The sequence below is a fragment of the Pseudomonas sp. LS_2 genome, assembly GCF_042709235.1.
Classification (GTDB): domain Bacteria; phylum Pseudomonadota; class Gammaproteobacteria; order Pseudomonadales; family Pseudomonadaceae; genus Aquipseudomonas.
In genome coordinates, this window is the sequence record NZ_JAVAYC010000052.1 from 1 (window position 1) to 11,918 (window position 11,918).

Below are 11,918 nucleotides of genomic sequence, written 5' to 3' on the forward strand. Positions count from 1 at the left end.
GCCACCGTTGAGCAAGGCACCCCAGATTTCCAGGGTACTGGCGTCAAAGGCTGGGTTGGCGGCGAGGGCGATGCGGTCCTGGGCATTGAAGTCGGCAAAGCCGTTGTTGATCACCAGGCGCACGATGGCCCGGTGCGGCACTTGCACGCCCTTGGGGGTGCCGGTGGAGCCGGAGGTGTACATCACGTAGGCGGGCGCGTCGGCAGCCGCCGGGACAGGTGCACGCGGCGTAGCGGGTGCAGTGCTTTCCCAGGCGGCCAGGTCCAGGTACTGAACGCTTGGCGGCAGGGCATGAGCATACGGCGTTTCGCCGAGCAGCCAGGCGCTGGCGCAGTCGTGCAGCAGGGCGTGTCGCCGCTCTAGCGGAGTGGCGGTGTCGATCGGCACATAGGTCGCGCCATTCTTCAGGATCGCCAGGATCGCCGTGACCAACCGCAGGCCGCGCTCCAGGCACAGCGCCACGCAGTCGCCGGGGCGGACGCCGCGCTCGGCCAGCCAGCCGGCGAGGCGTTCGGCATGCTGGTCGAGCTGGCGATAGCTCAGCGAGTGTTGGCCATCCTCTATTGCCTTGGCCTCGGGGCGGCGCCTTGCCTGCGCCTCGAACAGCGTGTGCAGCGGCTCGTGCGCCGGGTAGTCGCGGGAAGTGGCATTGAACGCATGCAGCACCTGCTCGCGTTCGGCGGCGCCAAGTACCGACAGTTCGGTGAGGCTGGCCTGGTCATCGGCGACCATGGCCTGGAGGGTGGCGCACAGCGCCTGCCAATGCCGCTGCACGGTGCTGCGGTCGAACAGTGCCGTGGCATAGGTCAGCCGACCTGCGACCGTGCCGTCGCGTTCGTGCAGGTTCAGGGTAAGGTCGAACTTGGCGCTGTCTTCGCGGGTATCCAGCGGCTGCAATGCCAGTCTGCCCAGTTCCAGGCGCGCTTGCGGTGCGTTCTGCCAGGCGAACAGCACTTGGAAAATCGGGCTGTGGGCCAGCGAGCGAGGGGGGTTCAAGGCTTCGACCAGGTGTTCGAACGCCACCGCCTGGTGGGCCTGGGCATCGAGCGCGGTGCGCCGTACCTGGGCCAGCAATTGGCTGACCTGAGGCGCTTGGTCCAGGCGCATGCGCAACGCCTGGGTGTTGACGAAAAAGCCGATCAGCGGCTCGATTTCAGCCTGGGTGCGGTTGGCCTGCACCGAGCCGATCACCACGTCCTGCTGGCCGGACAAGCGTGCCAGCACCACCGACCAGGCGGCCAGCAGGGTCATGAACAGGGTGCAGCCGTGGCGTTCGCCCAGTTGCCTGATGGCCTGGGCCAGGACTGGGTCCAGGCTGACCTCGAGGCTGGCGCCGGTGAAGTCCTGCTGTGTCGGGCGGGGGCGGTCCAGGGCGAGGTTCAGCAGCGTGGGGGCGTCTTCGAGCTGATCGCGCCAGTACGCCAGTTGCTGTTCGAACCGGCGTGCCTGGCGCGGCGCGCGTTGCCACAGGGCGTAGTCGGCATACTGCACCGCCAGCGCTGGCAGCGGGTCGGCCTGGCCTTGGGTGAAGGCGCGGTACAACGTGCTCAGCTCATGGGTCAGCACGCCCAGCGACCAGGCATCGCCGATGATGTGGTGCAAGGTCACCAGCAACACATGCTCCTGCTCACCCAGGCGCAGCAGGCGTGCGCGCAGCAGCGGCCCGCGTGCCAGGTCGAAAGGTGCCTGGGCCTCGGCGGCGCAGCGGGCCTGGATGCTCGCCGGGGAGTGGCCTTGCAGGTCTTCCTCGGGCAGCGCGAATGGCTGCGCGGGATCGATGATTTGCAGCGGCTCACCGCCTTCGGCGACGAAGCGGGTGCGCAAGGCTTCGTGACGTTCGACGATGCGCGACAATGCGGCGCGCAAGGCCTTCGTGTCCAATTCGCCGCGCAAGTGCAAGCCGCCGGCCATGTGGTAGGCGGCGCTGGCGTTGGGGTCGAGGTGGGCGATGAACCACAGGCGCTGCTGGGCGAACGACAGCGGCAAGCGTGCTGGCCTCGGCAGGGCAGTGATCGGCGCCGCAGCGTGCTGCCCCGAGGTGCCCAGGGCTTCGATCGCCAGTGCCTGGCGCTGCAGGGTCGGGTGGTCGAACACTGCGGCCAATGGCAGTTCGACGTGCAACTGCTGGCGCAGCTGGGAAATCAGCTGTACCGCCAGCAGCGAATGGCCGCCGGCCTGGAAGAAATGGCTATCGCGACCGACCTGGGGCAGCCCCAGCAGGCTGCTCCAAATGGCCGCCAGACGGGTTTCCAGCGCGCCTTGGGGCGGCTCGACATGCCCAGCTTCGCCTTGCTCGGGCGCGGGCAGGGCGCTGCGGTCGAGCTTGCCGTTGGGGGTCAGGGGCAGGGCTGGCAGGGCCACGTAGGCGCTGGGCTGCATGTACTCGGGCAGGCGTGCGGCCACGGCATCGCGCAGTTGCGCTTCACTGACCGGCATGTCGGGCTGGGCGACCCAGTAGGCCACCAGCCGCGGGTCCGGGGCCAGGTCCTGGCGAGCGACTACCACGGCGTGCTGCACTCCTGGCACCTGGGCCAGGGCCGTTTCGATCTCGCCCAGCTCGATACGGAAGCCGCGCACCTTCACCTGGAAGTCGTTACGGCCTACGTAGAGGAGTTCGCCGTCGGCGGTCCAGCGGCCCAGGTCGCCGGTGCGGTACATCTTCGCCCCCGGTGCGCTGGCGAACGGGTCGTCGAGGAAGCGCTCGCGGGTCAGGTCCGGGCGATTCAGGTAGCCACGCGCGACCCCGGCACCACCGATGTAGAGCTCGCCCACCACGCCCAAGGGCGCCAGTTGCTGCTGGGCATCGAGGATATACACCTGGGTGTTGTCCAGCGGTCGGCCGATGCCCGGCACGAAGCCCTGCTCGCGGTCCATCGACACCCAGGTCGAGTAGGTGGTGGTTTCGCTCGGGCCATACAGGTTGCACAGGCGCTGTACCGCGCTGTTGGCGAATATCTGTTCGACCAAGGCCTGCTTGAGCGGCTCGCCCGCCAGGTTGACCACCTGGGTGGAAGACGGGATCGCCTGGGCTGCGACCAGCGCATCCAGCGCCGACGGTACGCTGTTGATCAGCGTCACTGGCACTGGCTGCTCGAGCAGCGCCAGGGCATTGCTGGCCACGTGCAAGGTGGCGCCCGCGGCCAGCGGCACGAAGAACTCGAACACTGCCAGGTCGAAGTTGATCGAGGTGGCGAACAGGCTGTGCTGCAAGGTGCTGCTGTCGAATGCGTGCAGCGCCCAGTTCAGCAGGTTGCAGGCATTGCGGTGCTCGATCATCACGCCCTTGGGCAAGCCTGTGGAGCCGGATGTGTAGATCACGTAGGCCAGGTGCGTGCCGCTCAGGCCCAACTGCGTCGGGTCGGGGTTGTGGCACGGCTGCTCGGCCAGCTGCGCCTGGGTTTCGGCGTTGTCCAGGTAGATCGGTTGGCAGCTAGGCGGTGGCGTGACCTGGGCCTGTAGTGCGGTCAGCGTCAGCAGCACATGCGGGGTGCTGTCTTCGAGCATGTGCGACAGACGTTCGCGTGGGTAGGTGGGGTCCAGCGGTACGTAGGCGGCGCCGGCCTTGAGGATGCCCAGTAGCGCTACCAGCAGGCGCGGGCCGCGCTCCAGGCAGATCGCCACGCGGCTGTCGGGTGTGACCCCGGCCTGCAGCAGGCGGTGCGCCAGTTGGTTGGCCTGGCTGTTGAGCTGTTCATAGGTCAGAGGCGGCGCGCCGTCCGCGGCCTCGAAGCGTGCGGCGATCGCCTGTGGCTGCTGGGCGGCCCGGCGTTCAAGCGCCAGGTGCAGCAGGCCCTGCTCGGGCAGCGCACGTTCGGTGGCATTGAAGCGGCGCAGACGTCGCTGTTCGGCCTCGGGCAACACCGAAAGCTGGCAGGCCAGGGTATGCGGACGTCGCTCCAGGGCATCGAGCAGGTTGCGCAGGGCGGTGTCGAGCCAGCCGAGCACCGGTGCCGTGCCGACCTGGGCGTCCACTTGCAGGCTCAGCGAGAAGCCTTCGCCGAGGTCATCCACCGACAGGTTGAACGGGTAGTTGGTGCGCTCCTCGCCGCCAAGCACGCGCATGCCGTCGAGCGTTGGTGCGTGTTCGGCGGCGGCGCTGTGGCGGTAGTTGAGCAGCGCCGAGAACAGCGGCGTACCGCTGGGCAGCGCGCTGCATCGTTGGGCCAGGCCCAGGGGCGCGTGCTCGTGGCGGATCAGCCGGCTGAGCAGCGCATGGGTTTCGCGCAGTGCCTGGTCCACCGGCAGTGCCAGGCGCACCCGCAGCGGCAAGGTATTGATGAACAGGCCCATGGCGGTGGCAGCATCGCCGTTGCCTTGCAGGCGGCCGAACATCACGGTGCCGAACACCACGTCGTCGCGGCCACAGGTCTTGCCCAGCACCAGGGCCCAAGCCAGGTGGAACAGGCTGGCGGCGCTGACTCCAAGCGTGCGTGAGAACTGGCGGATACGCAGGCTCAGGTCGGTCGGCAAAGGGGCATCCAGGGTGTCTACCTGAGTGCCGTCGCCGCGTATGTCGAGCAGGCCGCAAGGGGCTGTGGGTTCGTCGATATCGCCGAGCATCTCGCTGAAGAACGCCGCATGTTGCTCTTGGCTCAGGCCCTTGCGGGCACGCACCACGAAGTCACGGAACGGTTGCGGCGCTTGCAGCTCGCCCAGGCGACCTTGCTGGATCGCCGCCACCTCGCGTACCAGGCGTTCCAGCGAGGTGTGATCCATCACGGCATGGTGGTGCAGCAGTTGCACCAGCCAGCGGTCGTTGCCCGGGTCGGCTGCGGCCACCGCACGCATCAGCGGGGCCTGGCGCAGGTCCAGGCGTTGTTGGCGAGGGTCGGCATGCTCGCGCAGGGCGGTTTCGACATCGCCGTGCTCGACAGTGAAGCGCTCCAGTCGCAACGGTGCTTGGCGCCATACCACTTGCACGGGCTCTTCAAGACCCTCCCAGGCCAGCGCCGTGCGAAGAATGTCATGGCGGGCGATGGCCTGGTTGAGTGCGTCAATGAAGCGCTGCACGCCCGCTTCGTCGTCGAAGGCCAGCATCACGTGCAGCAGGTAGGTGTCGCCACGCTGCTGGAGCAGGTGGTGGAACAGGATGCCCGCCTGCAACGGCACCAGCGGGTAGATGTCCTGGATGTTCGCGGCGCCGCCGGGCACCTGGGCGACGATGCTGGCCACCTGGGCCTCGCTGAGCGTGCACAGGTCGAGCATGGCCGGGGTGATGTGTGTGGTGCCCAGGGCCAGGCCGCAGGCCTCGGGGCGTTGCTCGGCGGGCTGGCGCAGCGCGTCGATCAAGGCCTGCTTGTTGCTGCGCAGCAGTGCGATCAATTCCTGGTCGGCCAGGGCCTGGTCGTCGGCCACGACCGACAGTTGGTCGCCACGCAGCGACAGGGTAATACCACGTTGTTCCAGCAGTACCAGCAGTTCAGCTGCAGTCACAGGAGCATCTCCTTCAAACGGGTAGTAGCCGCGGCCAGGCCGGCAAGGGTTGGGGCGGTGAACAATTGGGCGATGTCGACCCGCAGGCTGTGTTGGCGCATGCGTTCGACCAGGGTCATGGCGATCAGCGAGTGCCCACCCAGGGCAAAGAAGTTGTCGTGTCGGCTGACCCGCTCGACATTCAGCAACTCGCACCACAGCGCGGCGAGGGTGGTTTCCACCTCGCCTTGCGGGGCTTCGTAATGGCTTTGCACGTAGGCCGTGGCGTCGGGTTCGGGCAGGGCGTTGCGGTCGAGCTTGCCGCTGGCGCTCAGTGGCAGGCTGGCCAACTGTACGTAGGCGCTGGGCAGCATGTAGTCGGGCAGTTGTCTACCCAGTGCGGCGCGGGCCTGGCTGGGCGTTGGCGGCGCCTCGCCTTGCAGGTAGGCGACCAGGCGTGCCACGCCATGGGCGTCGAGGCGGCCGACCACCACGGCCTGGCGTACACCGGGCAAGGCTTGCAGGTGGCTTTCGATTTCACCTAGCTCGATGCGGTGGCCATGCACCTTCACCTGGAAGTCGCTGCGGCCCAGGTAGCTGAGGCTACCGTCCAGCTCCCAGCGGCCGAGGTCGCCGGTGCGGTACAAACGGGCACTGGGTGCGTCGCTGAATGGGTCGGGGACAAAACGCTCCTGGGTCAGCGCCTCGCGCTGCCAATAGCCCCGGGCAAGGCCCAGGCCACCGATGTGGATTTCCCCGGTCACCCCCAGCGGCGTGCGCCGCCCGTGGCTGTCGAGTACCTGCACCTGGGTGTTGGGCAGCGGTTGGCCGAGGCTCGGGGTCGCGTGCTGGTGGAGCCAGGCGCTGGTGGTATCGACCGTGCATTCGGTGGGGCCGTAGACGTTCAGTACGCGCACCTCGCGCTCGCTGGCCAACTGCGCCCAGAGCTCGTCCGGCACGGCTTCGCCGCCCAGCAGGATACGTGCAGGCAAAGGCATGCCTGGCGCGCTCGCCTGGCGGTAGCGCAGCACGGCCTGCAACTGGCTGGGGGTACAGTCGAACAGCCCGACCTGCTGGGTGTTCAAGTAATCGAGCAGGGCGCTGGCATCCAGGCGCACGCGCTTGGGCACCATCACCAGGCAGTGGCCGCTCAGCCACTGGCACAGCTGCTGGACCGAGGCGTCGAAGGCCACCGAGGCATTGAGCGAGCAGCGTGTGCCGGGTGACAGGTCGTGCAGGCGCTGTTGCAAGCCGGCCCACAGGTTGAGCACCGAGCGGTGCTCGACCATCACGCCCTTGGGCTGCCCGGTGGAGCCTGAGGTGTAGATCAGGTAGGCGAGGTCGCTGGGCTGCTGGCCCAATGCCGCGCCGTCGGGGTTGTCCGCACAGGCCTGGTGCCAGGTGGTAAGCGGGCCGGGCGGGGCGTCGAGGCTGAGCACCGGGCCGTGGTCGAACGCAGGCAGGCGCTCGCGCAGGTGCTCCTGGGTCAGCAAGGCTGCCGGGGTGCTGTCGTCGAGGGTATAGGCCAGGCGTGTCGGCGGGTAGTCAGGGTCCAGCGGCACGTAGGCACAGCCAGCCTTCCATACCGCCAGCAGGGCGACCGCCAGGTGCACCTCGCGCTCCAGGCAGACCGCGATGCGCTGGCCGCGCTGGATACCCATGGCCAGCAGGTGATGGGCCAGGCGGTTGGCCTGTTCGTTGAGCTGGCGGAAGCTCAAGGCCTGGTGCTCGTCGATGACGGCGAGGGCGTCAGGGCTGCGTGCAGCCTGTTCGGCGAAGCGCTGTTGCAAGGTGGCGCCTGGCGCTGGGGCCAGGCGTGCGGGGTTGAGGCTGTCCAGTTGCGCCTCTTCCTCGGCAGGTAGCACCGGCAGTTGCAGCACGCTGTTGTCGCAGGCCTGCTCCAGTGCTTGCACCAGCGAAGCCAAGGCTTGCTGCATATAGCCGACAACGCGTGCGGGGGCGTAGGCAGGGTGGGTCTGAGCGGTCAGCTGGAAGCCTTCGTCCAGGTCGTCTACAGCCAGGTTGAAGGGGTAGTGCGTGCGTTCTTCGCTGTGCAGCAGGCGCATGCCTGGCACGGCCTGTTGAACGTTTGCCTGGCCGGCATGGCTGTAGCGGTAGTTGAACAGGGCGCTGAACAGTGGGCTGCCGGCAGGCACGGCGCTGCAACGCTGGGCCAGCGCCAGGGGTGTCTGCTCGTGGCTGAGCAAGCCGTTCAGGGCCTGCTGCACGCGTGCCAGCACCTGCGCCGCATCGCCGTGCAGACGTACCCGCAGCGGCAAGGTGTTGATGAACAGGCCCACGGTGCGATCGGCATTGCTGCCCGCCTGCAGGCGGCCAAACAACACCGTGCCGAACACCACGTCGTCGCGTCCGCCGAGCCGGCTGAGCACCATTGCCCAGGCCAGGTGGCAGAGGCTGGCGGCACTGACGCCGTGGGCCGTGGCTTGCTGGCGTATGCGACGCGCCAGTGCGCCGGGCAGTGGTTGCTGGTGTTCCCGAGCTTGCCAGCGTGGGTCGGTGTCCACCTCCAGGCCATAGGGCAAGGTAGGTTCTTCCACATCGCCCAATTGCGCGCTGAAGAAGGCGTGGGCGGCGCTCACCACCTGCGGTTGCCGGGCCTGGGCCACCAGGGCGCGCATGCTGGTAGGCGGCGGCAGTTCTGCCTGGCGTGCGCCTTCGATCAGCGCGATCTCCTCGATCATCAGCTCCAGCGAGGTATGGTCGACCACCACATGGTGGTGCAGCAGCAACAGCAACCAGCGGTCGTTGGCGGCATCGAACGCCGCCCGTGCTTCGATCAAAGGCGCCTGGCGCAGGTCAAGACGGTACTGGCCTGGGGCTGCGCTGGCCTGCAGTTGAGCGGCAATGTCATCGCCCGCCAGCGATAGGTGGCGGGGCGCGAAGGCCACGTTGCGCAGCACCACCTGCACCGGCTCGTCCAGCCCCTCCCACAGCACCAGGGTGCGCAGGGCGTCATGCCGGGTGATGACCTGTTCCAGCGCACGGCAGAAACCTTGCAAGCGGGCCTGGTCGGTGAAGGCCAGCAGGCTGCGCAGCACATAGCGGTCGCCTGCGCTTTGTGCGCGGTGGTGGTAGAGCATGCCCTGCTGCAAGGGCGCCAGGGGGTAGATGTCCTGGATGTTGGCCGCGCCTCCCGGTACGTGGGCAGCGATGCGGTCGAGCTGGGCCTGGGTCAGTTCGACCAGGTCGAGCATGGTCGTAGTGACGCGCATGCAAGGGGTGGGAATGCGCGATACGTTGGCCTGGGCTTCCGGCGTCGTGCCCAAGGCATCCAGGCGCTGCGCCAGGGTGGCCAGTGTGGGGCGTTCGAAGACGCTGCGAATATCCAGGTCCCAGCCGTTGCGGCGCAGTTGTTCGAGCAACTGCACGGCCAGCAGCGAGTGCCCGCCCAGGCTGAAGAAGTCATCGTCGCGGCCGATGTCTGGCTCGCGCAGCAGTTGGCTCCAGATCGCCGCCAGGCGACGCTCGGTATCGCCTTGCGGCGCTGGCTTGGTGCCGCTGGCGGTTGCGCTGGGCAACGGCAAGGCGTGGCGATCAAGCTTGCCGTTGGGGGTCAGCGGGAGGTTGTCCAGGGCTACGCAGGCGCTGGGCAGCATGTATTCCGGCAGGCGGCTTTGCAGGTGGGCACGTACCTCGAGTAGGCTTGGTGCCGGTTCGCCTGGGGCATCGGGCACCACGTAGGCGACCAGGCGCGGCTCGCCAGCTGGGCCTGGCTGGGCCAGCACCACGGCTTCGCGCAAGCCTGGCAGGTCGAGCAACTGGGCTTCTATCTCGCCCAGCTCGATGCGGAAGCCGCGTACCTTGACCTGGAAGTCGTTGCGTCCCAGGTACTCCAGGTGCCCGTCGGCCTGCCAGCGGCCCAGGTCGCCGGTGCGGTACAGGCGCGCCTCGGGCGAGGCGACGAAGGGATCGGGCAGGAAGCGTTCGGCGCTCAGTTCTGGGCGGTTCAGGTAGCCGCGCGCCACGCCGGCGCCGCCAATATGGATTTCCCCGGCCACGCCCACCGGTACCGGTTGGCGATGGCGGTCGAGCAGGTACACCCGAGTGTTGTCCAGGGGGCGGCCGATACCCGGTCGGTAGCCGTCCTGACGTGCCATCGACAGCCAGGTGGAGTAGGTGGTGGTTTCCGTCGGCCCGTAGAGGTTGCAGACTCGCTGCGTAGCGCTGCGGGCGAACAGTTGCTCCACCAGCCGGGCCTTGAGCGGTTCGCCCGCCAGGTTGATGACCTGGGTGCTGGGCGCAATGGCGCCGACCCTGGCCAGTTCCTCTACTGCCGAGGGCACGCTGTTGACCAGCGATACGGCGTGGGGTTGGGCCACCAGGGCCAGGGCGTTGTCGACCAGGTGCAGGGTGGTCCCGGCAGCCAGCGGGACGAAGAACTCGAACACCGCCAGGTCGAAGTTGATCGAGGTGGCGAACAGGCTGTGGCGCAGTTCATCGGCTGAGTAGCTGTGCAACGCCCAGTGCAGCAGGTTGCAGGCGTTGCGGTGCTCGATCATCACGCCCTTGGGCAGGCCTGTGGAGCCTGAGGTGTAGATCACGTAGGCCAGGTGCGCGGCGTGCAGCCCGGTGACTGCGGGGTTGTGCCCGGGTTGGTCGCTCAGGCGCGCTTGCAGGCTGGGTGCGTCCAGCTCCCAGCGCAGGATTCGCTCGTTGGTCGGCAGGCGTTCGCGCAGGGCCTGGCTGCTCAGGACCAGGCGCGGGGCACTGTCTTCGAGCATGTGCCGCAGGCGCGCTGCGGGGTAGGTGGGGTCCAGCGGTACGTAGGCGGCGCCGGCCTTGAGGATGGCCAGCAAGGCCACCAGCATGTGCGGCCCACGTTCCAGGCATATCGCCACCCGCTCATCCGGCTGTAGCCCGGTAGCCAGCAGGGCGTGTGCCAGGCGGTTGGCCTGGTGGTTGAGTTGGCCATAGCTGAGCGCCGTGTGGTCGCCGATGTAGGCCGCGATGGCATCGGGGTGCCGGGCGGCCTGCTGTTCGAAGGGCTGGTGCAGCAGTGTATCCCGCGGGTGGGCCCGCTCGGTGGCGTTGAAGCGTTCCAGCACTTGCTCGCGCACGGCAGCTGGCAGGGTGTCGAGGGTGCAGGCCAGGGTCGTTGGCGCGTCATGTAGTGCCTGTACCAGCACGTCCAGGGCTTGGACCATGTGCGCCATGACCGACTCGATATCCACCGAGCGGTGAACCTGCGCAGTCAGGGCGAAGCCCTCGCCTAGGTCATCGACCGACAGGCAGAAGGGGTAGTTGCTGCGCTCCTCGCTGGCCAGCACCTGGGTGCCAGGCAGGTCGAACGCCGGGCTGGCCGACGTTTGTGCCTGGCTGTGGCGGAAGTTCAGCAGTGCCGTGAACAACGGGGCCTGGGCCGACAGGGCGCTACAGCGCTGGGCCAGGGCCAGGGGGGCTTGCTCGTGGGGCAGCAGCTCGACCAGACGGGTATGCACCTGTTGCAATGTGGCATACAGCGGTGCGTCGAGGTTGACCCGCAGTGGCAGGGTGTTGATGAACATCCCCAGGGCCTGTTCGACCTGTTGGCCAGCGCTGAAGCGCCCATACAGCACAGTGCCGAACACCAGGTCGTCGCGACCGCTGACCTTGCCGAGCAGCATCGCCCAGGCCAGGTGGAACAGGCTGGCGACCCCAACGCCCTGGGTCTTGGCTGCCTGGCGCAAACGCAGGGCCAGCGCTGGGGCAAGGGGCAATTGCGCTTCGCGGTTTTCCCGCCCGCTGCCCTGGGTGTCTTGCAGACCATAAGGCAGGGTCGGTTCGTCGACATCACCCAGCAGCCGCTGGAAGTAGGCTTCGGCACGGGCCTGGCGGCGTGGGTCGCGAGCCTGGGCCACGAAGGGCTGGAAGGGCACGCTGGCGGGCAGTGACGCGTGGGCGTCGAGCATCAAGGCGCGTACTTCGGCGAACAGCAGGCCAAGGGTGGCGTGGTCGATGGCCAGGTGATGGTGGACCAGTTGCAGTTGCCATTGGCCTTGGGCGTCGTCGAAGCGCACGAAGGCTTGCGCCAGCGGGGCGCGGCGAATATCCAGCGCCTGCTCGGTAAAGGGCTGCCCGTCGGCGAGCCGGGTCACCGGCAGCCTGGCCGTTCGCCATACCGCTTGCAGCGGGGTGTCGAGCCCTTCCCACAGCACTGCGCTGCGCAGGATATCGTGGCGTGCGATCACTCGGTCGAAGGCATCGACGAAGGCTTGCAGACGCTCGTGACTGTCGAAGGCGAGGGTGGCGCGCAGCAGGTAGGCGTCGTCCGCAGGTTGCAGCAGGTGCTGGAACAGCAGGCCTTCCTGCAAGGGGCTCAATGGATAGGCCGTTTGTAGGTTGGCCTTGCCGCCGTCGACATGACGGGCGACGAGTTCGAGCTGCTGCGCAGGCAAGCTGTGCGGCTCTGCGGGTTCTGGGGGCACGGTAGGCGCGGCTGGGTGCTCCAGCGCCTGGGCGAGGGTGAGCAGGTTGCTGGCGTTGAACAGGGTGCCGACTTCCAGCTG

At 67.9% G+C, this 11,918-nt stretch carries 2 protein-coding genes; both read right to left on the reverse strand.

All coding sequences use genetic code 11. The features are described from left to right. The coding region (locus RAC97_RS24225; protein ID WP_375102159.1) for an amino acid adenylation domain-containing protein at positions 1–5,433 on the reverse strand (5,433 nt) is incomplete at its 3' end. Beyond that, a partial coding sequence (locus RAC97_RS24230; protein WP_375102160.1) for an amino acid adenylation domain-containing protein occupies positions 5,430–11,918 on the reverse strand: 6,489 nt, incomplete at its 5' end. The genes RAC97_RS24225 and RAC97_RS24230, both read right to left, overlap by 4 nt.